This is a genomic window from Acidipila rosea (genome assembly GCF_004339725.1).
In the GTDB taxonomy this organism is placed as follows: Bacteria; Acidobacteriota; Terriglobia; order Terriglobales; family Acidobacteriaceae; genus Acidipila; species Acidipila rosea.
The window spans coordinates 57015-83579 of record NZ_SMGK01000003.1; the positions used below are offsets into that span (position 1 = coordinate 57015).

Here is a 26565-nt window from a genome sequence, read left to right on the forward strand (position 1 = left end):
ATGCGCCAAAATTCCAGCTCAGCTTGGGATGAGCATCTTTCGTTTTACACGCAGCTCGGCTTCCACGTTCGCATTCCACGTTCGCAGCGGCGAAAAGAAAAACCAGTGAGGGTAAGTCCCTCACCGGTCTCTTCACCAGCACCGCTACTGAGTTTTAACCAGACTAGCGCTTCATGATTCTCACTACGGCACTATCCTTGCCAGCCCAGGCTTCCGCGCCTTTGTGGGTAAGCTTGCCTTCCGCGTCGTTCCAGTGCAGGTGCGTGATGGAGCTGACACCCTTCTCATACGCATACGTCGTGCCATCATCGGCGAAGAGAGTGAAGTCGGCATCTGCTCCCGGGTAGACGCGAACAGAGGCAACCGTCTGCTTGTCCCGGGTACTCTCGATCGTGGATCCAAGGGGCACAATCGAACCTGCCCGAACAAACAGCGGAAGGACATCAATAGGAGCATCAACCGTGATCGTCTGGCCGCCCTTCACTCGCTCGTTCGTCCAGTAGTTGTACCAATCGCAGCCCGCCGGCAGGTACACCTCACGATGGGTTGCGCCCTGGTCGGTCACAGGCGCCACCAGGAAGGCAGGCCCAAACATGTACTCGTCCGGAATATTGGCTACCTTCGCATCGTTCGGGAAGTCCATGAAGAGCGCACGCATGAACGGAGCCCCCGTGCGATAACTGCCGTAGGCAAGCGAGTAGATATAGGGCAGCAATTGATAGCGCAGGCGAAGATACTTCGCCAGAATGGGCTCTGCCTGCTTTCCATAGGCCCATACCTCGTTATGCATTCTCTCGCCATGCGCACGCATCACAGGTTGGAAAGCACCCCATTCGAACCAGCGAACAAACAGCTCCGGATAGTCCTCATACACGCCCACGTTACTGCGCGCATCGGAGGGGTCGATCAGCGGCTTGTGAGCAGCGTGATAGTTAGCAGGAAGAACCGGAGAAAAGAACCCGGCAATATCTGTATCCCAATACGGCAAGCCCGTTGCCGTGAAGTCGAGCCCCGCTGGGATCGATCGCTTCAGCATGTCCCAGTTCGAGACGATATCGCTCGACCAGAAGACAGTCCCATTACGCTGCGCTCCCAGATAGGCCGCCCTCGCCAGGATCATGACTCGCCGGCTGTCGCCGAAATCCCGTCGGAAGCCCTCGTACACCGAAGCCGTATGAAACAGCGGATAGACATTGTAGTACCGTGTCCCTGAGCCGATGGAAAAGAAGTCCTTGGCCGGATCGATATCCGGTTCGGTTTCGTCCAGCCAGAGGTAGTCGAAGTGATCGGGCTTGATGTAACGGTCTCGAATCGTCTCCCAGAACCACTTCGCCGCGGCCGGGTTGGTGGTGTCGATATTCGGCCCGATCACATTGGCGAAGTTTCCCACATCTGGCGTTCCGTCTGCCTCGTGGATTAGCCAGCCCTTCTGCTTGAGCATGTCGTAGTAGCGCGTTCCAGCTGCAAAATGAGGCCAGACGCTGAGCAGCGTTCGAAAACCCATCGAATGAAGCTGATCATTCATGCCAGCCGGATCGGGCCAGCGCTTCGGATCCAGATCCATTTCGCCCTGCCGGGTCATGTTGAGAAAGTCCACCACCATAACATCCGCAGGCAGATGGCGCTCACGATAGCCCTTCGCAACGGCCAGCAGCTGCTCTTGCGTGGGATAGATTGCCTTGCTCTGGATGTACCCATAGGTCGGCTTAGGAAGCATATGGGTGACTCCCGTCAACTGCCGATAGCCCTCATAGATCTCGTCCGTGTCATTGCCTGCGATGACAAAGAACGAAACGCGATCACCCACATCGGACGACCACACATTCTGCTGGTTGAATCCAAGATCCACTGTGGTTTGAGAAGGATTGTCCCAGATCAGACCGTAACCGCCACTGGACACGATGAACGGAACACAAACCGTCTCGCCGCCAATCTCCTGGTAGTTATGCCAGCAGTGCATCCGGTGATCGCGCAGATCCAGAAAGCCCTGCTGGTGCTGCCCCAGACCATAGTAGTGCTCTCCACTCGGAGAATCGAAGGTCGCTGCAACGTGATAGCCGAGATCGCCTTTCGAAGCCGCACCAGAACTGTTAGGTCGCATCGACCAGTTCCGCATCGTGAGGAGCACTTTGCCCGTCGGCGTGGTGACTGTCACCGTGTCGTTGCCGGGGGAGCGTCCACTGGGGCCGCCGAAGTACTGATTGCGGAGCTGCTGGTTGATTTCATCCAGTGGCATCCGTCGAGGCTGGAGCGAAGCGGGCAGATCATCAGGGGAGACGCGCACAACAAGGCGCCCGGAGCGGTAGACATCCCCTTGCCCATCGTGTTCATGTGTCCAGCCCTGGTCAGAAGGGGCTCCGATAAATCCATAGCCGGGCCGTCCTAATGCCTGGGACTTCAGGGTACTCATCGTCACGCGAACGATGTTCGGCGCATACGGCTCAAGTACGATGGTGCTGCCGTTACGCTCGAGGACGAGCTTGCCGTCTTGAGCATGTGCAAACACCGTCTGCTGAAGGAAGGCTACGAAACAGAGCAGGAGGCAGCTTCTATAGATCGATCGTTTCATTTTTTCCTACATTTCAATTTCAAGGCGACGATCGCTCACCTTGGTGCAGGTGAGCGGCGTTGAGTGAGTGGAATGGTGAGACGGATGGGAATCATCAGGAGGCTCGTGGAATGCGCCCTTGTGGTGGATCCGAGCCTGGTCGTAATCAGGAGCGCGAATCAGCGACTCTATCGACACAATCGAATTTTGAGCTTGTTGTCCGTAAGCAACGACAGAGATACACGCGGCCAGAAGCAGCAGACATCGGATACAAAGCATTGGTTGGCTGATTTCCATGTCTAAGCACTTACATCTGAGTTCATGCCTGCCACATCACTTGGCGGAGATCTCGAATAGCGACCGATTGCTCTCACTGCAAACCATGCGGTATAACTCCTCGATGCCAACCGGGAGCCGATATTCGTTTGTCAAGCCGATGCTTTCAATCGGACTAATTGTAATGCCTTTCGCCTCCTGTACGGCCCAGACTCACTCCGTGCCGCCGCTCTCGCCTCAGTACAAGCAGCTGCAGCAGCGGCTGGCGCGAGGCTGGAACACCTGGGACACGCACAGCGTAATGACACAGGTGCTGCTGCCGGAAGGATTAGCGATTCGCATTGGCGTCAAGCATCAGGGAACCGAAGGCTCCGACGGCTTCCTTCCTGCTGCACTGATCGGACGCCAGGGTAAAGAAGAGGAGCGAGTTGTTCCCGGGCCGCACTCCTACAATGGCAGCTATTCCGATCTCAAACTGCTGTGGCGAGGACACCAGATTCGCATTCAAAGTGCGCACGACGGAGACGACCTCGTGCTATTGGCCACGCCGCTCACGGCTGCTGGTGGCTCCTCTCACTTACCCGCCGAAATTGTATTCTCCAGCGGAATGCTCTGGAACCGGCCCGGCGCCGTCGTCAAGACCAGCGGTCGCATGGAAGCGCATCTTCCTGACCGCACCGTATCGCTGTTTCTTTCCGGCACGGACAACGGCGATGTCAATGTCCCGATCAAGGGCGCCTACTTTGCCGCAAGTTTGAAAGCAGCAGTTGGCCTGAGCACCGGCAGACCTCGGAGCATACCGGAGATCGAGAGCATACTGCGACGCGAGCGTAAGGCATATGAGCAATCAATAGCCGGGTCGAAAGACGAGCGGCCGATTGCCGATGCCATTCAAACCGTGATCGGATGGGACACCATCTATGAGCCGGAGGGCCACCGCGTGATTTCACCGGTGAGCCGCATCTGGAACGAGAGCTGGGGCGGATATGTGCTCTTCGACTGGGACACGTTTTTCGCAGCGACACTGGCCGCAGTCGGCGACCGCGATCTGGCCTATGCCAATGCGATTGAGATCTGCCGCGAAGAGACGCCTCAGGGCTTCGTCCCGAATTACGCCCGCAGTGGCGGTTGGAAGAGTGAGGATCGCTCCGAACCCCCGGTAGGATCGATTACGGTTTGGGGACTTTATCAGAAATTCCACGATCGATGGTTGCTGGAAAATACCTTTGCGCCCCTGCTGACATGGAACCGCTGGTGGGCTGCACATAGGGATCGAGAGGGCTATCTCGTTTGGGGCAGCGATGGCGAGAACCAGCCGGAAAATATCGATGATATGTCCCGCGGAACTCGTGCTGGAGCCATCCTCGAATCCGGCCTCGACAACAGCCCCATGTACGACGACGCCACTTACGACAGGCAGACGCACCAGCTGCTCTTTGCCGATGTCGGGCTGATGGGAATGTATATTGCCGACTGCGACGCCCTGGCAAAGATAGCGGATATTCTCCATAGAAGTTCGGAAGCCGAGGAGCTTCGCAGGCGAGCCGCAAAATATCGCACTTCGCTGGCTACTTTATGGGATCCTGGCACAGGAATTTTCCTAAACAAGGACCTGCGCACAGGCCGCTTGAGTCACCGTCTTTCGCCCACAAATTTCTATCCGATGCTCACCCACGCAGCCACTTCTGAGCAGGCCGCGCGAATGGTGGAAGAGCACCTTCTCAATCCAAAAGAGTTTTGGGGTCAGTGGGTCATTCCGTCCATCAGCCGAGATGATCCGGCCTTCAAGGATCAAAATTACTGGAGAGGCCGCATCTGGGGTCCCATGAACTATCTCGTCTATCTCGGCCTACAGAACTACTCTCAACCGGAGGTCAACCACGCCAGAGGTGAGCTGGCGCAAAAGTCATTAGACCTCTTTCTGCGTGACTGGCAAGCGAATGGCCATGTCCACGAAAACTATAACGGCGCAACCGGAAGTGGCGATGACGTAACCAACAGCGACCGCTTCTATCACTGGGGCGCGCTGCTGGGGCTCATTTATCTCGATGACCAGGGCTCTGCTGGCAGACCTTGATCCTCGACTGCGCCACAAGTGATATAGGTCACTGAACTTCCCGCAGTATCCATCTACTCTGAGGAGCAGAAGGAGTTTCAATCGATGGCCACCACTGCGGAAACACCGGTAAGCAAGATTGTTCTTGAGGCCCCAGCTGCGATACCACTGGAGGTTGCTGCTTCCGGAGAAGACCTGAAAGGGACTTCTGTTCTCGAGCGCCCCGCCACGATCTCAAAGGAGTTCACCCTCAACCTTTATCGCAAGCTGCTCACGCTCTTCTACATCGAGGAGCGGATGAAGGTGTTTGCCCGGCAGGGCAAGTGCTCCTTCGTCGCTTCGAGCCGCGGGCATGAGGTCACCCAGGCAGGGATCGCGTCTCTTTTAACGCCGGGCCACGACTGGTTCTTCACCTATTACCGTTCGAAGGGCACAGCCGTAGGGATTGGTCTTCCGCTGAGAGACCTCTTCATGGGAATGCTGGGACGGGAAGGCGATCCCAATTCCGGCGGACGCAACATGCCCGAGCATTTCTCCTCGCGTGCGCTGAATCTGGTTTCGCGAACTGCCTGCACCGCCTCGCAATATCTGCCCGCCGTCGGCGCTGCGAAAGCGATGAAGACAGAAGGTAAAGATGCCATCGTCTATGTGGAGTCAGGGGAAGGTGCGACGAGCGAGGGTGAATTCTTTGAGGCATTGAACTGGGCAGCCAGAGAAGCGCTCCCCGTGTTGTTCGTGGTGCAGAACAACGGCTACGCCATCAGCGTCCCACAGAGAACACAGACCGCCTCCTCAGTGCGCAGGATCGCCGAAGGCTTTGGCATCCACGCCGTTGAGATCGATGGAACTTCCTTCGAGCGTGTCTATGAAGTAGTTCCCGATTTGATTAAGTCGCTACGAGACGGCCACGGCCCGGTTTTGATTGAAGCGAAGGTTGTCAGGATTGACCCGCACTCTTCTTCTGACGACCAGCGAAAGTATCGCAGTGAAGAAGATATCCGCCATGCCGCGGAGATGGACCCCATCCTGCTGATGGAAGCGCGGATGCTGGAGAGCGAAAGTCTCCAGCGTGCTGAGATCGAGCGGCTTCGTCAGGAAGTCAAACAAGAGGTAGATAGCGCCGCAGACTGGGCCGATGCTCAACCTGAACCCAGCAGCGACAACCTGATGGAGCACATCTTCGCCGAGGCTTCGAACGGGAGCACGACGGCGCAACCGCCTCAATACATCTCTCAGGATCCCGTCACTTTCATCGATGCCATCAATCATGGACTGCGTGAAGAGCTGGAGCGCAATCCTAGAATCGTGATGTGGGGCGAGGATATCGCCGACCCCAAAGGAGGCGTCTTCGGCGTGACTCGCGGTCTATCTGACGCGTTTGGGAGTCGTGTCAGCAATTCGCCGCTTGCCGAGGCAAGCATCGCTGGCGTAGCCGGTGGAATGGCGATCGCCGGCTACAAGCCGATCGTCGAGATTCAATTCGCGGACTATCTCTGGCCAGCCGCGATGCAACTGCGGGATGAAATTCCAACCGTGCGCTGGCGCAGCAAAGGTGTCTGGACTTGCCCGGTAGTCGTCCGCATCGCGGTAGGCGGATACATCAAGGGAGGCCCATGGCATTCCACCTGCGTTGAAAGCTTCTTCTCGCATATACCCGGCTGGAAGGTCGTATTCCCCAGCTGCGCCGAAGATGCCAAAGGCCTCATCAAAGCGGCAGCCCGCTCAGAAGATCCCGTCATCTTCCTCGAACACAAAGGCCTCTATCGCCGCATGCAGGCCAAGACTCTCGAGCCGGATGCAGACTACATTGTGCCACTCGGATGCGGGCGCGTGCGGCGCGAGGGAACCGATGCAACCATCGTGACCTGGGGCAGCAGTGTCTATCAGGCTCTTGAAGTAGCGCGCGATCTGCAACAGCAAGGAAAGTCCATTGAGGTACTCGATCTGCGATCGATTATTCCTCTCGATGAAGAATTGATCTACAACAGCGTGCGAAAAACCAACCGGGTCGTAATTGCGCACGAGGACTCGCTCATGATGGGCTTTGGCGCCGAGGTGGCTGCGCGCATTGCGACAAACTGCATCGATGCGCTCGATGCTCCCATTCTTCGCGTAGCCGCGAAGGACTCGTTCGTGCCATCGTCGCCGACGCTGGAAGCCCTCATTCTGCCCTCCGTCGCCGATCTCCGTCTCGCTGTCGAGCAGATATTGCGCTACTGACATGCGCGTTATCGATACTTGTCTGCGCGGCCGCTTGCGGCCGCGCAGGTTCGAGAGCTTACTCAGTCAACGGCGGCGCGACTCCTTGACAGCATCGAATCCGACGCAGCCCCGCGCCGATCGGTATTGCTCTTGCCTGCTCAATGTCGATTAACTTCCTGCACCTTGACCCCGTCCTGCACCTCTGCACTGGGATGAACAATAACCTCTTGGCCAACATCCAGACCGTCACGCACTTCCCAGTCCGTTTCGCCGCGGTGACCAATCCGCACGTACGTCTTCCGTGCGCGTGAGTCCTTAACGACGAATACCGCCCACTCCTCCGCAGACCGGAAGACCGCGCTCGATGGAACCTGCAGAACGTTGTCGCCTTGCCACACAATCACGCTGACCTCGACGTGGTAGTTATCCTGCAGCCCATGCGTGTCGCCTGCGAAATCGCAGATCACATTTACCCGTTGCTCCTCCACCCCAAGCGCGGAGACCTTGGTGAAGCCACCAGGCTCTACCGTTCTCACGCGCGCCGCAATCGCATTCTCGCCGCCCCAGTCTGTAATCACAGCACGCATGTCCGGCTTGATGCGAACGGCATCGCGCGTGAGAAAGTCGGACACTATCTCCAGCCGCGGCGTGTAGCCCAACTCCAGCAGCGGGGTTCCGGGAGCCACAACGCGTTCGCTCTGTTCAAGGATCCGCAGCACTCGCCCATCTGCCGGAGCCACCACAGCAACAGGCAGATCGGAGCCGCCAGGCTGATAAACAAGCAGGGCCGACTTGGCCTCTTCGACCTGATAGGCAGCGGACTCCGCTCCCGAATGAGCGGCTTTCAGTTGCTGCTGCGCGGCTTCCTCCAGTGTCACCGCCTTGTCCAATGCTTCGCGGGAGATGATGCCCTGGCTATATAGCTCGCGCCCTCTCTGCAGATCCTTTTCCGCCTGCCCATACTCCGCCTTTGCCCTGCCGGCCAGGGCAGCAGCATGCTGCTGATTAGCCTCTGCGGCGCGAAGCCGCGCTTCCAGAACAGCACTCTGTCTCGGCTCAAGCGGAGAAGGATCAATCCACGCCAGCGTCTCGCCCGCACGTACACGGTCTCCCGCATGCAGATCAACTCGCCTGAGCTTGCCGCCAACCGTTGCAGCCACCATGTAGTGGTCATGCATCCTCGTCTTGCCTTCTTCTTCCACCACCTCCCGCAGCGGGCCTCGCTGCACCTTGATTGTCTGAATAGGGATGGGAGCCGTGCGGAAGACAAGCACAAGCCCTGCAGCTATCGCCAGCGCAACGATCAACAGAGTTATCTGGCTTCGTCTTCTCATGTCACTCCCTTGCCTTGAGCACAGATACGATGTCGAGTTTCGCAATGCGACGGCTTACCAGCAATCCGGAGACAGCAGCAGCGATCAACACGATGAGTACAGCCCACGCATAGCTGGATGGATACACGACCAGCGGCATCCTGTACAACTCCGTCTGCATCCGCTCAACCATCACGGCACATATTGCATAGCCTGCGATAAATCCGAAAGGCAGTGCGGCAATCGTGATAATCGCCTGCTCGCCGAGCAGCAGAGCCGTGATCTCATTCCGGGTGAATCCAAGCACCCGGAGCGTGGCAAGTTCCCGTCCCCGCTCTGAGAGCGCAATGCGCGCGCCGTTATAGATCATGCCCATGGCAATGATGCAGGCGAAGATCATCAGCGTGCCGAGCGACAGGCCCATGCTTCGGTCGATCGTATCTTTAAAGCTGTTCACCTCCGCATCTTTGATGGAGACGGCGGCTACAGCGGGCAGCCGCTTCAGCAGTTGATAGAGCTCCTGCTGCTTCGCCGCGTCCACCTGCAGCAGCGCGCCTGAGATGGAGTGGTCTTCCTGCATCATCCGGTTCAGAGCGTGCAGATCCATATAAGCATTGGCTCCCAGCAGATCATCGACCGTCGCGGCAACGAGCACTTCGCGCACGGTGCGGCTTCCTTCCAGCACCTCGACGCGCAGCTTCTCTCCGGGCCTAACATGCAAAGCATCGGCAAGCGTGGCGCTGATCATAATTCCACTTCGGGGTATTGCGTTGCTTTTGCCGTTGCGGTCGATCATCGGACGCATCTCGCTCCCGCGAAGAAGACCGAGCAGTGTAGTCTTCTTCGACCGGTGCTCATAGCTCAGCCTCACCGGCACAATTCGGAATGGTTCCGATCGAATCACACCCGGCAGCCGCGCCAGCTCCAGGCGGGTTCGCGCAGAATGCACCTCATTCAGCGTCACGACAATGTCTTCTCGCTGAGCATCGCGAAACTGGATTTCCATCATCCGGTCGAGTGCATCGAACATGCCGAAGACAACCACCACGATCATCACCGAGCAGCAGATAGCAAATGCGGAGGCCAGCGCTCTCCACGGCTGCCTCTCAAGATTGCGAAGTGTCATTCGCAACCCGGGAGAGATCCAGCCTGGTCTTAGCCTGTCGATAATCCGCGAGCGAAATCTTGGGGGTGCCTCCGGCCGCATGGCTTCCGCCGGCGGCAGGGCGACTGCTCTCATCACCGGCGCAATCGCACCAGCTAGCGCAGCGCTCCCTGTTATCAACACTGCCCACAGAAATATCCGGAGCTCAGGCCGATAGACGAGAATGGGAAATCGATAGAACTCCGCATAGATGGCGGCTAGGCGAATGCCGAAATACCACCCCACCACGCACCCCAGCAGGCACCCAGCCATTCCGATCAGCACACTGAACTGCACATAGTGTGCGCCCACCTGCCAGTTGGAATATCCGAAGGCCTTGATCACCGCAATCTCTGAGCGCTGCATGTTGACCAATCTGCTGAACGACAGATGAACCAGAAGAGCCGCAACCGCCAGAAAGATAGCTGGAATCACAGTCGCGCTGATTCGATTCTGCGCGATCTCATCGCTGATGAAGCGGTGCGATATCTGGTCGGAACGTCCATAGGCTCCGAGGCTGCCGTAGCGTTCCAGTATGCGGTCCATCTGCGCGATCACCGCGGCCTCACTCGCGTGCGGCTGCAGCGAGACAACGATCGAGTTGAAGGCTCCCTTCATGTTCAGCGCAGCCGTCAGTGCATCGGCTGAGATCCAGAGAACCCCAAACCGCTTGTTGTCCGGAAAGAGCGAACCGCTGCCGCGAATCTCATAGATGTATTCCGGTGACAGCGCAATTCCAACAATGGTGAGCCTCTGCCAGCGTCCATTGATCACGGCATCGATCTGATTGCCTGGGACAAGCCCGTTCGCTTTTGCAAATGCCTCGCTCGCGATCACCTCGCTCCCTGCAGCCTGATGCATGAAGCGGCCCCGGCGCAGAAACAGGTCGTTGAGTCCGCCGCGTTCGCCCGGCCTGATAGAGATCAATCGCCCGACCGCAGGCTCCGCCAGTCCCGGAACATCCAGCATCACATCCATCACGACTCGAGGCTTTACCTCGGCCACTCCTGGAATCTCGCGGATCCGCTTCGCCACCCCCTCCGGAGCGCGCTTCACCGCGGCAAAAATATCGGGAAAGCGATATTGCGCGTAGTAGTCGGCCTGCGAGCGCAGCAGTGAGCGATACATCGCGCGCATCGTCACAAAGGAGGCGACTCCGCACGCGATCACCAGAACAATAGCGAACGCCTGTCCTCGCATGTGAATAAGATCCCGAAAGAGTTTGCGATGAAGAGTCGTCATCACTCACCACACCAGCTCCTCCGTCCGCGCTTTTCGCTCGTTGTGCGTGATCTCTACGATCTCGCCGCTGCGCAGGCGAATAACCCTGTCCGCCATGGCGGCTATCGCAGTGTTATGAGTTATCACAGCGACCAGGGTGTGCAGTTCTTCGTTGATGTGCGCGAGTACGTCGAGCACTAATTTCGCGGTAGGAAAGTCCAGTGCGCCGGTTGGTTCATCGCAGAGCAGGATATCGGGATTCTTCGCAATCGCGCGCGCAATCGCCACCCGCTGCTGCTCTCCTCCCGAGAGCTGCGAAGGAAAGTGATTCTGTCGCTCCGTCAGTCCGACCAGGCGCAGCGCTTCCTGCGGGTCCATCGGATGTTCGGCAATCTCCGTCACCAGCGTCACATTCTCCAATGCCGTGAGGCTGGGAATCAGGTTGTAGAACTGGAAAACGAAGCCGACATGCTCGCGCCGGAATCGCGTAAGCCCGGCGTCATCCGCCTGAGAAAGCCAATGATCGCGGAAGCGGACATCCCCGGAAGTCGGAGTATCCAGACCGCCCAGAATATTCAACAGCGTTGACTTGCCGCTGCCGGAAGGCCCGAGAAACACAACAAACTCTCCCGCACTCAGCTCGAGCTCCACCGATCGAAGAGCGACGACGAGGATATCCCCGCTCTGGTAAGTCTTCGAGACTGAGCGAACCTGAAAGACAACCTCCGGGCGCGCCGCAGCATGGATCGTCGATGCCATATATGCGCCTACCCTCCGGCTGTTTCCTGCTCATCGCTATCGTGCAGAAACCGCGGTCCCGCAAGCGGTGATGAGGATCACACCGACGGAAAATGAGAGCTGAAGGGAAGACGCATCAGGGAGGTATCGTCTGCGCCACAGGCAGACGTTAACGGTAGGGCACACGGAGATTCGCCCGCTCCTCAACTACGAGAAGCGGGCGACGTATTTACATCCGTGCGGGATTAGGTCCTTCGGTCGCGATACCCAGCTCAGCAATGGCTTCCTGAGCCTTCTTCGCGTCGAACTTGCCCTCGCGCGCCAGCTTGGAGAGTGTAGCGGCGACAATCGATTCGGCATTGACCTCGAAGTGACGCCGCAGGTGTTCGCGGTTGTCGCTGCGACCAAAGCCGTCCGTACCCAGTGTCACCAGGCGATTCGTGAGCCACGGCGAAAGCTGGTCGGGAACAGACTTCATATAATCGCTCGCCGCGATGATAGGTCCGTTCGCGCCCTGCAGCGCCGTCACCAGGTAGGGAGTTTTCTCCGCTTCGGCCGGATGCAGACGGTTCCAGCGCTCCACCTCCAGCGCTTCGCGGCGCAGCTCGTTGTAGCTGGTCACGCTCCACACGTTGGTCTGCACGCCATATTTCTCTGCGAGAATCGCCTGCGCTTTCACCACCTCGTTCAGGATCGGCCCGCTGCCGAACAGCTGTGCCTGGACCTTCTTGCCGGTCGCCGCCTTGAACTTGTAGATGCCGCGTACGATCCCATCCCGCACGCCTTCCGGCATGGCGGGCATCGCGTAATCCTCGTTGTACATCGTGATGTAGTAGAAGACGCTCTCGCCCTCCTGGTACATGCGACGAATGCCGTCCTGCAGGATCACAGCCAGCTCGTAAACATAGGCCGGATCGTAGCTGAGGCAGTTTGGAACAGTGCTGGCGAGGATGTGGCTGTGGCCATCCTGGTGCTGCAGCCCTTCGCCCAGCATCGTCGTGCGGCCTGCAGTTCCACCCATCAGGAATCCCTTGCCGCGCGAGTCCGCAAAGGCCCAGATCATGTCCCCGACACGCTGAAAACCGAACATCGAGTAGTACATGTAAAACGGGATTGAAGGAACGCCGTAGTTCGCATAGGCCGAGCCCGCCGCCGTGAACGATGCCATCGCGCCCGCTTCGGTAATGCCTTCTTCGAGAATCTGGCCGTCCTTCTCTTCGCGGTAGTAGAGCAGCATGTCCACATCGTGCGGCTTGTACTTCTGCCCCTCGGATGCATAGATGCCGACCTGTCGGATCGCCGACTCCAGCCCGAAGGTGCGCCCTTCGTCCGGCACGATCGGCACAATCAGTTTGCCGATTTCCGGGTCTTTGAGCAGATGCCGCAGCATACTCACAAAGCCCATCGTGGTTGAAACCTCGCGGCCCTTTGAGCCGGCAGTCCACTCGCCGAAATACTCCAGCTCCGGCGCCTTGAACTTCAGCTCTGGCACCACGCGATGGGGCATATGACCGCCCAGCACCTTGCGCCGTTGCTGCATATAGACGATCTCTGGAGCATCCTGCGCCGGGCGGAACGGCGTCCCGTGCTTGGCCGCCTCCTCGGGCACAGGGATATCGAAACGCTTGACGAAGGCCACCAGCGCATCGTCGGTCAGCTTCTTTTCCTGGTGCGCAGCGTTGCGGGCTTCCGTGCTGCCCAGCCCATATCCCTTCACCGTCTTCGCCAGGATCACCGTCGGGCCGCCCTGGTGCTCGGTCGCGCGCTTGTACGCGTTATAGATCTTTGCCGGATCATGACCGCCGCGGTGCAGCACCGCCAGCTGGTCGTCCGTCATGTCCTTCACCAGCTCGAGCAGCTCCGGATACTTGCCGAAGAATTCCTTGCGCAGATACGCGCCGCCCTTCGCCTTGAACGCCTGGAAGTCGCCATCCACGCACTCTTCCATGCGCTTCAACAGCAGCCCCGTGTGGTCGCGCTCAAACAGCTGGTCCCAGTCCGAACCCCAGATGACCTTGATTACGTTCCAGCCTGCACCGTGGAAGACACCTTCCAGCTCATCGATGATGCGCTTGTTGCCGCGCACCGGCCCGTCCAGCCGTTGCAGATTGCAGTTGATTACAAAGATCAGGTTATCCAGCTTCTCGCGCGAAGCGACGCCGATTGCGCCCAGCGTATCCACCTCATCCGTCTCGCCATCCCCGATAAACGCCCAGACCTTGCGCGGCGTTTTTTCGATCAGGTTGCGGTTCTCCAGGTAGCGCATGAAGCGCGCCTGATAGATAGCATTCAGCGGCCCAATGCCCATTGAGACCGTTGGGAAGCGCCAGAAGTCAGGCATCAGCCACGGGTGCGGATAGGACGAGAGCCCCGGCGTGTCGCGCAGCTCATGGCGAAAATTCTTCAGCCGATCATCGTCAAAGCGCCCCTCAAGGTAAGCGCGGGCATAGACGCCCGGCGATGCGTGGCCTTGGAAATAGATGAAGTCGCCCGGCTGTTCGCCATACTTGGCATGGAAGAAGTGGTTGAAGCCAACCTCGAGGAGCGTCGCCAGCGACGAATAGGTCGAGATATGGCCGCCGATCCCGGCGTCCTTCTTGTTCTGTCCGTGCACCATCGCCACTGCGTTCCAGCGCAACAGCGCCTCCACGCGCCGTTCGAGCGCCCGGTCGCCCGGGTAGGGCACTTCCTCATGCTTCGGAATCGTGTTGAGATAAGGCGTTGTCAGCTCGCTCGACGGAGCAATGCCGGCCTCCCGCGCCCGCTGCCGCAGCGCCTGCAACAGCTCCGCGCCCTGTTCCGGGCCCTCGGCCACGACGACGTCGTCAAACGCCTCAATCCACTCTGCGACTTCCTGGGAAAAATCTGCTTCGACGGGAACTGCCACTTTTGTATTCATCCGTAGACTCACCTGCGCAACGTTTCAGTATATAAGCGGCGCCGGGAAAAGGTTTGCCCTTCACCAAAATCAATCCCTGCCAGCATCACTCCACCACGACCCGCGGCACCCGCGCGCTGATGCCGCACAGCACCTCGTAGGGAATCGTTCCACTAAGGTCCGCCAGCTCATAGGCCGTGATCCGCTCCTCACCCTGCTGCCCGATCAGGATCGCCTCATCGCCAATCTCCACCCCGGGAATCTCCGTCACATCGACCATCGTCTGGTCCATCGAGATGCGCCCCGCAATCGGCGCCCGCTGCCCGCGCACCAGCACCTGGCCGCGATTGGAGAGCAGCCGGCTCAGGCCGTCCGCGTAGCCCACCCGCAGCAGCGCCAGCCGCGTCGGTCGCGCAGCGCGAAAGGTAGCGTTGTAGCCTGACGGTTCGCCCGGCTCCAGAGTTCGCAGCGAGAGCACTCTCGCCTTCCATGACAGCACCGGCAGCAGTTCCGGCTGCGCGACCTGCTCCGGCATAAAGCGCACCGGGTAGCCGTAGAGCGCCAGTCCTGGCCGCAGCATCAGCCGCGCTCCATGCAGATGAGCCAGCGACCGCAGCCGCTCCACTCCCAGGCCTGAGACCAGCGTGGCCGAGTTGCCGGCGCTCACCAGCTCCGGACGATGCCCCCGGGCTCCGATCGCCTTCAGCGCCTCAGCTAGAACGCTCAACTGCAGCTCGGTTTCCGGCGAATCCAGTTCGTCCGGCGAGCTGAAGTGGGTCATCACGCCCTCAATGCGTAAGGCAGGCGTACTCTCCAGCTGGGCAAGCCGCTCCCCCAGGGCCGCCAGCCCGCGCACTCCCTGCCGCGCCATGCCGGTGTCGACCTCCAGGTGGACAGGAACTGAGCCCTTTGCCAGCCCCTGCCTGCGTGCCTCCCGGCCAAGCTCTTCCAGGTGAAACGGCTCCCATACGGAGGGCGTCAAGCCATGCTCGACCATCGCCGCAGCCTCACCGCGCCACGGTCCCGCCATCACCAGCACTCTCGCAGTAGGGCAGACCGCGCGCACTGCCAGCGCTTCTTCTACTGAGGTCACCCCCAGCCACCGTGCTCCCGCAGCCATGAGCGCAGGCGCGCAGGCAAGCACCCCGTGGCCATAGGCATTCGCCTTGGCGACAGCCAGCACCTCATCCGGTCCGGCAGCCCTGTTCAATGACTGGAAGTTAGCAGTAAGCCTGGATAGGGCGATCTCTGCCCACATCGAATAACCTTCGCTCAAACCAGGCGCGCTCCCGCAAGCCCTTCCAGCACATTGAGCGGAGAGGTCTCCGGCGTGACCAGCGCCTCATGTTGCACCAGCAGCGTCTGTTCCAGCGCATACTGGCCGGTCAGGACCGCATGCGGCACCGTGTCCGTGTAGACCATCCAGCTTGAGCCTGCTGGAAAATTGAAGCTGTACTTCGCGCAGTCCTTCTGAAACTCGGCATTCTCTTTCAGAAAATTATGGAAGCGCATCATGAAGTCGTCATAAGGCGTCCGCTTGAGCGAAGGCACGGCCGCCCCGAGCCCGATCCCGCTGCCCAGCGTCTTCGCCAGCCGCGTGAATGCGCCATCTACCTGAGGCGCAATCTGCCGCGGTGCAAACTGCCCGACAATCTCCCTGAAGGGGTCGCCCACCACCCAGTCGCGGGTGCGCTCCGGGTGAATATTGTTGAAAAATCGCAGAATTCGCGCGCCATGCGTCGGCCGCGTAGGAAATGCATCCGTATGCAGCAGGTCGTTGCGGCGGCGCAGCGGCAGATCCCGGCCCTGCTCTTCCTGCGGGCGGAAGCTCGCGTAATCCAGCTGCCAGCCGCCGTGGTACGGCTCCAGAAATCCCTTCAGAAACTCGACTACGCTCTTTGAGTAGCTGCGCATGATCGCCTGCAGCCGCGCTACTGCAGCCGCATCCGCAGTCTTCGTGTCGACGCCGCTCAGCTTATCGGCGAGCGGCTTGTAGGCAATATTCTTGTGCAGCGAACTATCCGTCTGCTGCTGGCCCAGCAGGAATTGCAGATCATTCGCCGCGAGCGGAACAGGCGTCTGCGGGAAGAAGAGGATCGCTCCTGCCTCGAGCGCTGCACACCACTCGCGCGCCTGGCCTGCGCCTGCGGGCAGCGTCGCGAGCGGAATCTCGATCAGCTTCATCGCCCTTAGTTCCCGCTAAGCTTGCGCTTCAACCACAAGCCCACAAACAGCAGCAGGCTTAGCCCCAGCACAACCAGGCCCGCCGGCAGCGCAATGTACTTGTAGCTGTCGGCGAAGTTGATCGCGTGGTGTCCGGCGCTGTTGTAGATCAGGATCCCCACGATCGCCAGGAAGCAGGAGAGGAAAAACCCGATGAATCCCGTCGTGAATGCCATGAGCAGGCTTTCGGCCAGCCCGAAGTTCCCAAGCGGTATCCCAAGGAGTCGCGTCGTTGCCCGTTCGGTGCTGAGTTCTTTCGCTGCCATCTCGGATAGAATACTGCCTTATGGCTGACACGGCCCAGATTGAATTGATTCCCGCCGCAAAAGTGGCACAGGCCGCGAAGATCCAGCAGGCGTCCAACGGCATCTGCTACGCAGCCTTCGGCGAAACCCAGGTGACCCCGGAGGATCTCGAGAGAGTCGTCGCTGCTGTCCCGGCAACCATCGCCGTGGCCCTGTCGCAGCGCGCCTACTACTTCGTGCCGCTCACCATCGGGGAAAACGACGAGACCATCGTAGCACCGGGCTACAGCACGGAACTGAGCGACCGTGCCATCTGCCATCGCAATGTAAAGTTCGGCAGCTCTGAATGCATCTTCATCTCGACCCGGCTCATGCAGGATCGCTTCGCGCTGGCCTTCGAGTACTTCATCAACGTTGGCCATCACTTCGTAGAGGCGGTCGGCGTACCCGAAGGCTTCTCCAACCTGCTCTGGTCGCAGGCCAAGGCCGACGTCCGCGGAGAGACCAGCCAGGACGCCCACGAGAATCGCCGCCGCGCCATCGGCGAAGGACGTGGCGAGGACGAGAAGGCCAAGAACAGCTACTTCGAGGCAGCCTTCGCAGACTCGCTCGCGATTTACATGCTGTCGCTCACCATCGACTTCGACTATGCCGAACTGCGCGAGCGGGAGTATCCGCTGCTGGCTGCCCCGGCTCTAGCCGAACGCCTGCGCCACCTGGCTTCGCTCTTCCCGCCCAACCAGGGCTACGAATTTGAGATCCGCTACCGCCGGCGCAACGAACGATGATCGCCCATCTGCGCGGCCGTCTCTTTTCCAAGCAGCCCGGTCAGGCCATCGTTGAGGCTTCGGGCGTCGGCTATGACGTCATCATCAGCGTGCCCACCTTCACCGCCCTGCCCGTCGAGGGCGCCGAGGTCTCGCTCTTCATCCACACCCACGTCCGCGAAGACGCACTCGCGCTCTTCGGCTTTCTGGAGCTTGCCGAGAAGCGGCTCTTTGAGCGCCTGATCACCGTCTCCGGCGTAGGCCCCAAGCTTGCCGTAACCATCCTCAGCGGCCTCAGCCCGGAGCGTACCGTCTCCGCCATCCGCGCGCAGGACCACGCCACGCTCACCCGCATCCCCGGCGTCGGTAAAAAGCTAGCCGAGCGGCTCGTGGTCGAGCTCAAGGACAAGCTCGACGACATGGCCGTAGCGCCCGCCCAGCAGATCGCCGCCGGCCCTGCGGCTGACGACGTACTCTCTGCGCTCGTCAACCTCGGCTACCAGCGCCCCGCCGCGCTGAAGGCGATCGAGACTGCCGGAGAACGAGACAAGGCCGCCGGTGCCGATTTCGACGCGCTCTTCCGCGCCGCGCTCAAAATTATTCGATAAGCTATTGCTCACGAGGTGTAAGTATGGCTGCTCCCTGCTGCGAGAAAAAGGGAAATCCCAAACTGTTTCTGCTCTCCGGTGTGCTCTTCCTCATCGCCGGAGTAGGCTCCGCCTTCGGCCCTCATAAATCGGTGGGGTTCCTGTGGGTTACGCTCGGCGTTCTGTACGTGGCCCTCTGGTGGCGCAAGCGTCCTGTCGACCAGCGCTGAATCACCGAGTGTAGAAGCTGTAATCGGCCGTATACGGCACTTTGATCTTCTGCCCGGCCTGGTCGGCTTTTTCGCATCCCGCTTTCGGAGCCAGCCCTCCGTGGGTATTGCTCCTGCGGATGTAAGCCACCTGGGCCAGCTTTCCGCTCGCCGTGCCCGGCACCGCACTCAGCAACAGCCAGGGAATGGAGCCCGCATCCGGTGACGCCTGGCTGGAGATCACCCGCCCCTTCACATGGCTGCCGTCATTCAGCTGCCAGGTGGGCCCGGCAAAATGCTTCCCCACCACCTTGCCGTTGCCGTCCAGCAGCTTTGCATCCGGCCCTTCGAGCTGCCATTGCAGAAAGCCGTGCTCCTTGCCGCACTCGTAGATCTGTACCCCATCGCCCTTCGCCTGAAGCACCAGGCCGGACGCGCCTGCCTTATCCGTCTGCCCACGCAGCATGGCTGACGGCGCCAGGATCAGAAGAAGGAGACACCAGACTCTCATGCCGGACATTTTAGTCCCATAACATTTCATACGCGGCCCATCTGGGCCATCCATCCTCACCAGCAGGGGCGGCGAACCGGAAGCAGGTCCGCCGTCCCCGTCAGTTTACTTCCTGTCATCTGCGTTCTTCTGGTTCCCATCGTCCTTCGCCGCCCCCTTCGCCGCCGCGTTGATAAAGGCCATTCCATTCGGCGTCCCATAGCCGGTCACATTGTCCCAGCCCGGAGTAATCGTCAGCGACGTATCCGTACCAAAGGTCAGGTCCAGGTACTGGCCGTTCGCCAGATCCCACAGCGCGCTGAAGAACTCCGTCTGGTTCTGCAGCGGATTCGCCAGTGCGCTCGGCGAGTAATACGTCGGCCCGCTGCTGTCGAAGACCGTTCCGGCAACATCCTCCGGCGAGCTTACCGGCACAATGTCGGTGATCTCATGCGAGTTCATCTTCGCAATGATCGGAGCCGCCTGCCCCAGCCAGTGCCCTGCCTTCTGGTTGGCAATCGCCCAGATGCCTGAGAAAATCGGCGCCGCAAGGCTGGTGCCGCCGTAGACCTCGACGTACTGGCCGCCCAGGTTCGGGTCGGTCACCACGATCTCCGTGCCGGTAAAGGGATCCGCCAGCGCCGAGACGTCCGGCTGCTGCCGCATCGTTCCCGGCAACGATTTCTGGTAAGCAGGCTTGCGGAAGTAGATGCTCGGTCCGCCGCCGGCTCCACCATAGTTGCCGACATTGAGCGGCGGATCGAAGACGCCATTCATGGCAAAGGAGAGATAGGTCAGGTTATTTCCCCAGCCTGTCTGGCCGTTTCCTCCGCCCGACTTGGGCAGCCCGACGCTCGTGCCGCCGACTGCCGTCGCATACGGCGAGTCGCTCGGAACGCTCGCGGACGGCTGGCCGAGCATGGCAACGTTGTCCCCGCTGTCGCCCGTCGCGAAGTTGACCGCAATGCCGGCCGCCGCGCCCAGCTCGATGACCTCGTTATAGGCCTCCAGCACCGCCGGTCCCGATTCCAGCTCCGGATAGCCATAGCTGTTTGAGATCACGCTCCCCAGGTGATGAGTGATCGCATACAGCAACGTGTACTGAAAGTCGTTGTCCTGCGCAGATGCCGCAATTAACAGCTTGATATTCGCGCCCGGCGCCATGGCATGCGCCCACTCCACATCCAGCGAGATCTCAGGAATCCAGCCGGTGTTAGGAAGAAATGGCTGACCCTCTGGATAGATCACCTGGAAGTTCTTGGCGTTCAGTTGCGGCAGCTTGTTGAGGGCCGAGAAGGCGTTGGCATCTTCCGTGATCGTCGGCGAACCATAGGCGTCGATGATCACAATCGTCTGCCCTGCACCGTTCAGCTTCTGCTTGTACGCCTGGTCCAGCCCGTAGGTGGATTGCACCTGTGCGGCGGAGTACCCGCACGGCGACAGCGTGCCCTGCTTCGTATTGTTCGGGTCAGCGCCATATACGTTGCCAAAGAACACCCCCACCGGCAGACTCGCTCCCTGCGTCGTCAGTGTCACGGCCCTCGCGTGATAGAAGCACTGCGAAGCAAAGTAAATTCCGTTTGCCTTGGCCAGCGGCACCGCAGCCGTGGGTCTGCCCGTCCGCGGGTCGGCCTGGCGCAGGGCATAGGGGTGGACACCAAAGTTATTCAGCCCGGTTACCGTGCTGACGAGCGCACTCGCCTTCCCGGCAAGGCGAGGAGCTGCCACGTTGGCGTGATAAGCACGATTCCGATAGTGGAACTGGTGAATCTGCGTGTTGAACGCTTCTTCGATCTGGGAGACCGTGCCGCGCGCACGGATCGCCAGATGGTTAGGCTCCGTTTCGAGAATGGAGAGGTTATGGGAGGTCAGCTCCTTCCTCACCGTCTCCATCTCCTCTTCCGTCGGAGCATATGCCTTCAGGTCCTGTGCGCTCAGCCATTTGTGGTACATCGGCGAACCGGGCGTATAAAGGGCTTCTACTTTCTTATCGAGCGCAGCCTTGTTATGCAGCTCCATCCAGACCGTCACGCCCATCTCTTCGTTGGCATTCGCGTGCCCCTGGTCCAGGGCATGGGCGGTGAAGCTGGGAACCCCGCCATGTGACTGCGCGACGGCTGCTCCTGGCGATAGAGTAACTACAGCAAGCGGCAGAAGCGTGGAGACTGTAAGTTTCAACAGTGTCATTGAGTGCGTCATCTGAAATCCTCGTGGGGTGGAAAACAGGGATGGTTAGGCCTGCGCCGCAGAGGGCGGCTCGCTGGACACAGGCTGGTTGGGCGAGACAACGAGTGATGCAGGAAAGGCAGATACTTACAGCCAGCGAGAATCAGGTCTCGCTTCAGGTCACTACAAGGCAAATCCAACAGCTGACTTTAGTAACCGGTCTATTGCCGGAAACTCTTTATAGTACGGATAGCGATGAACGGCAAGTTAAACTTTTCCACAACTCCGACGCCCCTGAAGATCCATTCCGGCTCCCCTCACTTCCGCGCCGAGGCACTCCGCTTCCTCCGCGGCCTCAAGCGCAACAACGACCGCGAATGGTTCGAGGCTCGCCGGGCGGTCTACGAGCGGGAGCTCAAGCAGCCCATGCTCGCCATCCTTGAAGCGATTACCCAGGCCATGATTGACTTCGCTCCCGGCCATGTAAGACCGGCACAGAAATCTCTGATGCGGATTTACCGTGACACGCGCTTCTCCGCCGACAAAAGTCCTTACAAGACTCAGGTTGCCGCCTGGTGGACGCACAACGCTCTCAGCAAGACCTCAGGCGCGGGCTACTACTTCCACCTTTCCTCGACCGAGTTCACCATCGCTGCCGGCGTTTACATGCCGCCTCCCGAGCAGCTCCTCGCCATTCGTAATCACTTGCTCACTCATCATGAGGAGCTGCGCAAACTGCTGGACGGCAAAAAGCTCCGGCGCGTGATGGAGCTGCACGAACCCCTGGCCCTGACCCGTCCGCCCAAGGGCTTTCCCGCCGCCCATCCCGCCCTCGACCTCATTCGCTGGAGACAGTGGGGCGTCACTGCGATCCTGCCCGCTGAGGCAGCACTCGAGCCGGATATGCTCGGCGCTATTGTCTCTCGCTTTCGTCTCGCCGCTCCCCTCGTTGACTTCCTCAACGGGCCGCTACTAAGCTCGTCAACGCCGGCAAAACGAGTGCTTTTCCCCCTGCCCTGAGCGGCTGGAGCGCTCATCTCTCTTCTGCACGCAACAGGCGATCGACGGCTCCTTCTGAAACAGAAATGGCCTGAAAACCAGTAAATGTCCATGATTTAGGTACAAAACCCGAAAAAACCTGTGGAAACAGCCGTTTTGCCGTTGACAAACATTTCTATCCGCCGCAAGGTAAATTGCGGTGGGTCTTCTGAAACCCGCATGGATAAAGGGCATTCGCCACACTTTGGTAATGGTCGCCCATGCAGCAGAGGCTCGGCAGCAACGCTTCACCGCGCCGCAACTGGCCGCGCGGACACCCGCAGATGGTGGAGCTAAATTCGTAACTGGAGGAATTACAAATCATGGCAGCAGCAATGACCAAGACAGCGCTTGTGCGCCACATGGCGGAGAAGCTCGAACTGACGAACAAGCAGGCAGCGGCGTTCCTCGACCTCCTGGCTGAAACCGCAGTCAAGGAAACCAAGAAAAACGGCGTTTTCGTAATCCCCGGCCTCGGACGCCTCGTCAAGGCAGAGCGCAAGGCGCGTCTTGGACGCAACCCGCAGACCGGCGAGCAGATCAAGATCAAGGCAAAGACGGTGGTCAAGTTCCGCGTAGCGAAGGCTGCGAAGGACACCATCGCGCCGCCCAAGAAGTAAGAGTTCTCAGAAGAGGTCCGCGTCTCGCAATCGGGACGCGGGCCATTCGCAGCTCGACACCTGCCTCAAACGCCCGCCGCACACGCTTCGCGGATCTGCCTTCAGACACACGCTTCCGCCAGCTTCTTTTGCTTCCCGTCTGTTGCTTCCTGTTTTTACTCTGAGTTTTCCACTGCATCGCGGCTTCTCTGGAAAATCCGTCCCGTCATCGCCCGTCGCGCAGCCTGGTAGCGAGCCGGTCCGGCAGCCCGGCGCGAATGATTCTCATCTGTGCGAGGCGCACATCGTAGGGCACGCGGCAATAGGTCACCGTTGCAGCACGATCATCGTAGATGGCAAAAGCTGCGCGCCAGTCGCCGTCGCGCGGCTGCCCTACTGAGCCGGGATTGAGCAGGTAGCGTCCGCCCTCGCGCAGCTCGAGCTGCCAGCTCTCCGCCTCATCGTGCGTCAGATAGTCCGGCTGCAGGCGATACCATTCGTCTCCGTTGGTGGCGAAGCCCCCCTGCAGGTGCGTGTGTCCGAAGAAGTTGATGCGCGACGGCGACTGCTGCAGCGGCTCCCACGCATCCCGCACCGAGAGCAGATACTGGTCTTCGTCGAGCGGTGAACCGTGCATGCAGCTCACGTTCGACGCCTCCGGGGTGATCGGTCCCGCGGCGAGATGGCGCAGCCATGAGATGTGCTCGGCCGAGAGGACACACTGCGTCCAGCGAGCAGCGCGGCCTGCAATAGGATTGAAGTCTTCTGTGCCCGTAAGGCCGCTGCAGGCGCGATCATGGTTACCGCGAACGAAGATCTCACCGAGGCCGCGAACGCGGTCGATCACCTCATTGGGGTTGGCGCCATAACCGACAATATCGCCCAGGTTCCAGACCGTGTCATAGGCAGGCGCGGTATCGAGCACTGCGTTCAATGCGTCGAGATTGGCGTGAATGTCGGAGAGAATCAGCGCACGCATGAAAAGAGGCCCAATCCAGAATAACGCGGGCAACAGGCCGATGCGCAGCGGCAGTTTGGATGTCGGCAACCGATGGCAATAATTATTATCAGATAATAACAATTATCAAACGATAATTGTTATTACATAAGATCCAAAAAGTCGCCCAAAAGGTCCTTAAATGGCAAAGATTGCTACAATCGGGGCAATCTAACTACCCTTGGATTTTATGGCTAGAATGCAGGTTTCACGCAGAAGTTTCATGTCTACGGCAGCGCTCGGCACCGCCGCTCTGGCGGGGATTTCCACTCCCGCGCAGGCAGAAAATTCCGAAGTGTTTTTCGCCCGTGGAGACTGGAATACGGCCTCCTTCAACAAGCTGCTGCGCGCGCGCAAAACCATGAAGCAGCTCTTCGATGTAACCGCGCCGGATGGTGAAAGCCTTGCGCTGCACATTCATAATGCGTTCTCCGGACTGGAGCGCGGCTTCGGTATTCCCGCCGAGAAGATCATGATCGTCGCGGCGCTGCGCGCTGGTGCGAACGTGATGAACTTCGACGACTATGCATGGAAGAGGTACCAGATTGGCGCGGCCTTCAAGATCAATGATCCTGCAACAGGCAAGCCTGCGGAGCGAAATATCTTCTACGCCAGCAGCAAGGCTCCTGAGGGCAACTACGCCTCGGACGATCCGAACGACCGCCGCTCCATCAGCTGGGATGACTCGATCCAGGCCCTGCAGCGGCGAGGCGTGCAGCTACTCAGCTGCCATGTAGCGACGGAAGGTTTCGCAGAGGGAACCGTGAACAGACTGCATCTGAAAGAGAGTGCGGAGAGCGTAGCGCGCGACCTGTTGCAGCATATGTTGCCCGGGGTGATCGCTGTGCCCAGCATGGTTTCTGCGATTCCCGTTCTCGAGAAGCAGGGCGGCTTCGCCTACCTGCGGCTGTAGAGCCTCTCGCGTCAGAAGTCGGCTCCGCCTTCATTCGGAGCGTTGCTCAGCACCATCTTGCCGCCGCTTCTGGCGATGACGTAGACAGGAGCGGCGAAGGCAGGAGCGAACTGCTCCTCTGTCCAGAGAAAGACGCGTCCCGGGCCATTCCACAGCTTGGCCAGCGCCGCCTGGTCTAGAAAGACGGGCGGGAGATCGTTGAAGGACGCTCCATACGCCAGCTCTCCGCCGCGGCCATTCACGACCAATACCCGCCGCCCCAGATAGAAGGCAAAGCTGGAAGCCTGTTCGAGGCGGCCGTTGATAACGATTACCGAATCGGCGTTCAGCTCAGGGGAAATGGCCTGAGCAAGGTTCTGCGAGGAGTTGACGGCTGAGACCGTAACCAGCGCCGCCTGCGTGCCCAGAAGCACAAAGACCATCATGCCCGCGAGAAAACAGTTTGCCAGGCGGGCGCGACCGCGGCGGCGCAGCAGCAGGTTAGCGCCAGTGCCCACCAGCACAGCCGTGGCAATGATGCCCGGAGGAACATGGAGCCAGGCGACAGCTCGATGACTGAGCCCCGCGACGTGGGGCTGGTAGCGCAGCAGCACGGCACAGCCGAGAGCAATGAGGACGCCAACGCGAAAGAGCAGCTGCGCGCGCTTGACGCCGGCGGCGGCGGGGGACTCTTCATCGGCGGCAAGCCAGTCCGCAGCCATCATGGCAAGAGGCGGGGCCAGCGCGACCACTCCCACCTGCTGGGGAAAGAGTAGGCCTAGCAGCACAGCGGTCAGCAGCCAGCAGGAGAGTAGGCGACGCTTCGCATGCTCCTCCTCCGGGCACTCGGGACACTGGGCGCTGTGGAAGATGACCCAGGGCAGAAACGCCGCGAGGAAGATGAGGAAGTACGAGAGCATGCCCGTGGCCGCCGTCGCGTGGTGCCGCATGAAGAGGAAGAGTTCACGGCCCTGATGCGCGACGAAGTAATGCCACAGAAAGCCGTGCGCGGGACCCGGACCCCGGTTGGCGAGGCTGGCAGCAATGTGCCACGGAAGGGCCAGCAGCAGGAAGACGGCAAGTGCTGCGAACGGATGCCAGCGCTGCAGGTGGCTGAGACGCCGTGACCTGACCAGCACCAGCGCGACGGTGATGAGCGGCACGAGCAGGCCCGGCAGGCCCGCGCTGAGAAGAGCGAGGGCGCAGGCGGCTGCGAAGCCGATCGCGCTGCCAAGCGTCGGGCCCAGGCGCAGGGATCTCCAGAAGAAATGGGCGGCGAAAGAGGCTGCGAGCGCCGTGAGGACAGTGCCGTTCATCTCACGGGTGCCGGCGAAGAGGGCGACGTTTGTCACCAGGATCAGCGCGGCGTAAAAGCCTGAACGGCGAGCGCGGTCTGCGGGGCCGTTGAGCGTAAGGTCAATGGCCATGCGGAAGGCCACCAGCACCAGCAGCAGCGCGGTGAACGCCAGTGGCAGACGCGCAGCCCAGTCGGAAATGCCGAAGATGCGGAAACTGGCGGCCATGGCCCAGGTCGGGGCAGGAGCATCTGCGAGATAACGGACGCCATCGGCGTAAGGCGTGATCCACTGGTGGCGCAGCATCATGCCGCGGGCGGCCTCGGCGCGCAGCGCGTCGAGCCCATCGGCAAGCGGCGGCGTAAAGAGCGTAAAGGAGCCGTAGAGCAGCAGCCAGAGGCCCAGCAGGGGAAGTACGAATCGCTTTGCAGTGAGGTAGCTTTTCATCGCGGCTGCCAACGCGATTATAGAGAAAGCTGCCCGGGGGTGAAGAACCGCCCGGGCTTTGAAGTGAAAAGCGGCGGTTTAGTGGCCGTCGCCATCGCCGTCGTGACCGGCAGCAGCAGCGGCTTTGCCCTGCTGGCTGATGTTCACGCTATCGGGCTGGAGAGCGGCCTGCTGCGTCTGAACGGCGGACGCAGCAGCCTGAGCCGTCTGAACCTGTGAAACGACTGCACTGCT

Annotated in this window: 21 protein-coding genes; 9 read left to right on the forward strand and 12 right to left on the reverse strand. The window is 60.0% G+C overall.

Features of this window, described 5'->3' with window-relative positions:
• Nucleotides 1-163: 163 nt before the first annotated feature.
• The gene (locus tag C7378_RS10220) at nucleotides 164-2569 is read right to left on the reverse strand and encodes a glycoside hydrolase family 31 protein (protein ID WP_131995881.1); all 2406 of its coding nucleotides are present in this window, start codon (nucleotides 2567-2569) and stop codon (nucleotides 164-166) included.
• Between the two features lie 439 nt (nucleotides 2570-3008).
• Here C7378_RS10220 and C7378_RS10225 point away from each other — a divergent pair, with 439 nt between their 5' ends.
• Complete coding sequence (locus C7378_RS10225) at nucleotides 3009-4901, forward strand: MGH1-like glycoside hydrolase domain-containing protein (RefSeq protein ID WP_165876747.1); 1893 nt, start codon at nucleotides 3009-3011, stop codon at nucleotides 4899-4901.
• An 84-nt stretch (nucleotides 4902-4985) separates the two neighbouring features.
• Nucleotides 4986-7100 carry an alpha-ketoacid dehydrogenase subunit alpha/beta gene (locus tag C7378_RS10230; protein WP_131995887.1) on the forward strand — a complete coding sequence of 705 codons (2115 nt, stop codon included), beginning with the start codon at nucleotides 4986-4988 and terminating at the stop codon, nucleotides 7098-7100.
• A 140-nt stretch (nucleotides 7101-7240) separates the two neighbouring features.
• On the opposite strand, the gene C7378_RS10235 is transcribed toward C7378_RS10230, so the two are convergent.
• The 7 genes from C7378_RS10235 to C7378_RS10265 all read right to left on the reverse strand — a co-directional run bounded on the left by C7378_RS10235 (nucleotide 7241) and on the right by C7378_RS10265 (nucleotide 16865).
• Complete coding sequence (locus C7378_RS10235; RefSeq protein ID WP_131995890.1) at nucleotides 7241-8416, reverse strand: efflux RND transporter periplasmic adaptor subunit; 1176 nt, start codon at nucleotides 8414-8416, stop codon at nucleotides 7241-7243.
• A 1-nt stretch (nucleotide 8417) separates the two neighbouring features.
• On the reverse strand, nucleotides 8418-10781 hold the full coding sequence (locus tag C7378_RS10240) for an ABC transporter permease (protein ID WP_131996921.1): 2364 nt from the start codon (nucleotides 10779-10781) through the stop codon (nucleotides 8418-8420).
• Between the two features lie 3 nt (nucleotides 10782-10784).
• The gene (locus C7378_RS10245; protein ID WP_131995893.1) at nucleotides 10785-11519 is read right to left on the reverse strand and encodes an ABC transporter ATP-binding protein; all 735 of its coding nucleotides are present in this window, start codon (nucleotides 11517-11519) and stop codon (nucleotides 10785-10787) included.
• Nucleotides 11520-11727: 208 nt separating this feature from the next.
• Nucleotides 11728-14397 (reverse strand): pyruvate dehydrogenase (acetyl-transferring), homodimeric type, encoded by a 2670-nt coding sequence (gene aceE, locus C7378_RS10250; RefSeq protein ID WP_131995896.1) that lies wholly within the window; start codon nucleotides 14395-14397, stop codon nucleotides 11728-11730.
• Between the two features lie 85 nt (nucleotides 14398-14482).
• Entirely contained in the window at nucleotides 14483-15652 is a 1170-nt protein-coding gene (gene alr, locus C7378_RS10255; RefSeq protein ID WP_243648184.1) for an alanine racemase, read from the reverse strand.
• Nucleotides 15649-16560: a Kdo hydroxylase family protein gene (locus tag C7378_RS10260; protein WP_131995897.1), complete on the reverse strand. Its 912-nt coding sequence runs from the start codon at nucleotides 16558-16560 to the stop codon at nucleotides 15649-15651. The genes alr and C7378_RS10260 overlap by 4 nt, the downstream gene beginning before the upstream one ends.
• A 5-nt stretch (nucleotides 16561-16565) precedes the next feature.
• Nucleotides 16566-16865: a hypothetical protein gene (locus C7378_RS10265; RefSeq protein WP_131995898.1), complete on the reverse strand. Its 300-nt coding sequence runs from the start codon at nucleotides 16863-16865 to the stop codon at nucleotides 16566-16568.
• Between the two features lie 20 nt (nucleotides 16866-16885).
• Here C7378_RS10265 and C7378_RS10270 point away from each other — a divergent pair, with 20 nt between their 5' ends.
• From C7378_RS10270 to C7378_RS10280, 3 genes are read left to right on the forward strand one after another with little or no spacing between them, the layout of a single operon-like run.
• Nucleotides 16886-17632 (forward strand): hypothetical protein, encoded by a 747-nt coding sequence (locus tag C7378_RS10270; RefSeq protein ID WP_131995899.1) that lies wholly within the window; start codon nucleotides 16886-16888, stop codon nucleotides 17630-17632.
• Complete coding sequence (ruvA, locus tag C7378_RS10275) at nucleotides 17629-18219, forward strand: Holliday junction branch migration protein RuvA (RefSeq protein ID WP_131995900.1); 591 nt, start codon at nucleotides 17629-17631, stop codon at nucleotides 18217-18219. Before C7378_RS10270 ends, ruvA begins: the two co-directional genes overlap by 4 nt.
• Before the next feature lie 23 nt (nucleotides 18220-18242).
• On the forward strand, nucleotides 18243-18428 hold the full coding sequence (locus C7378_RS10280) for a hypothetical protein (RefSeq protein WP_131995902.1): 186 nt from the start codon (nucleotides 18243-18245) through the stop codon (nucleotides 18426-18428).
• A 1-nt stretch (nucleotide 18429) separates the two neighbouring features.
• Here the strand turns inward: C7378_RS10280 and C7378_RS10285 are convergent, their stop codons facing one another.
• Nucleotides 18430-18918 (reverse strand): DUF3455 domain-containing protein, encoded by a 489-nt coding sequence (locus C7378_RS10285; RefSeq protein ID WP_165876748.1) that lies wholly within the window; start codon nucleotides 18916-18918, stop codon nucleotides 18430-18432.
• A gap of 105 nt (nucleotides 18919-19023) precedes the next feature.
• Entirely contained in the window at nucleotides 19024-21084 is a 2061-nt protein-coding gene (locus C7378_RS10290) for a S53 family peptidase (RefSeq protein ID WP_165876749.1), read from the reverse strand.
• 234 nt (nucleotides 21085-21318) lie between these two features.
• On the opposite strand from C7378_RS10290, the gene C7378_RS10295 reads away from it, so the two are divergent.
• Together C7378_RS10295 and C7378_RS10300 are read left to right on the forward strand one after the other, a co-directional pair.
• Nucleotides 21319-22083, forward strand: coding sequence for a DUF2461 domain-containing protein (locus tag C7378_RS10295; protein WP_131995908.1), 765 nt, complete (start codon nucleotides 21319-21321; stop codon nucleotides 22081-22083).
• Between the two features lie 341 nt (nucleotides 22084-22424).
• On the forward strand, nucleotides 22425-22721 hold the full coding sequence (locus C7378_RS10300) for an HU family DNA-binding protein (protein WP_131995910.1): 297 nt from the start codon (nucleotides 22425-22427) through the stop codon (nucleotides 22719-22721).
• 205 nt (nucleotides 22722-22926) lie between these two features.
• Here C7378_RS10300 and C7378_RS10305 read toward each other — a convergent pair whose 3' ends face one another.
• Nucleotides 22927-23679, reverse strand: coding sequence for a metallophosphoesterase family protein (locus tag C7378_RS10305; protein ID WP_131995912.1), 753 nt, complete (start codon nucleotides 23677-23679; stop codon nucleotides 22927-22929).
• 217 nt (nucleotides 23680-23896) lie between these two features.
• Between C7378_RS10305 and C7378_RS10310 the strand changes: the two genes are divergently transcribed.
• Nucleotides 23897-24610 carry a twin-arginine translocation signal domain-containing protein gene (locus tag C7378_RS10310; RefSeq protein WP_279388586.1) on the forward strand — a complete coding sequence of 238 codons (714 nt, stop codon included), beginning with the start codon at nucleotides 23897-23899 and terminating at the stop codon, nucleotides 24608-24610.
• A gap of 11 nt (nucleotides 24611-24621) precedes the next feature.
• On the opposite strand, the gene C7378_RS10315 is transcribed toward C7378_RS10310, so the two are convergent.
• Nucleotides 24622-26331 carry a glycosyltransferase family 39 protein gene (locus C7378_RS10315; RefSeq protein WP_131995918.1) on the reverse strand — a complete coding sequence of 570 codons (1710 nt, stop codon included), beginning with the start codon at nucleotides 26329-26331 and terminating at the stop codon, nucleotides 24622-24624.
• A gap of 39 nt (nucleotides 26332-26370) precedes the next feature.
• Between C7378_RS10315 and C7378_RS10320 the strand changes: the two genes are divergently transcribed.
• Nucleotides 26371-26550 (forward strand): hypothetical protein, encoded by a 180-nt coding sequence (locus C7378_RS10320; protein WP_131995921.1) that lies wholly within the window; start codon nucleotides 26371-26373, stop codon nucleotides 26548-26550.
• Nucleotides 26551-26565: the final 15 nt, after the last annotated feature.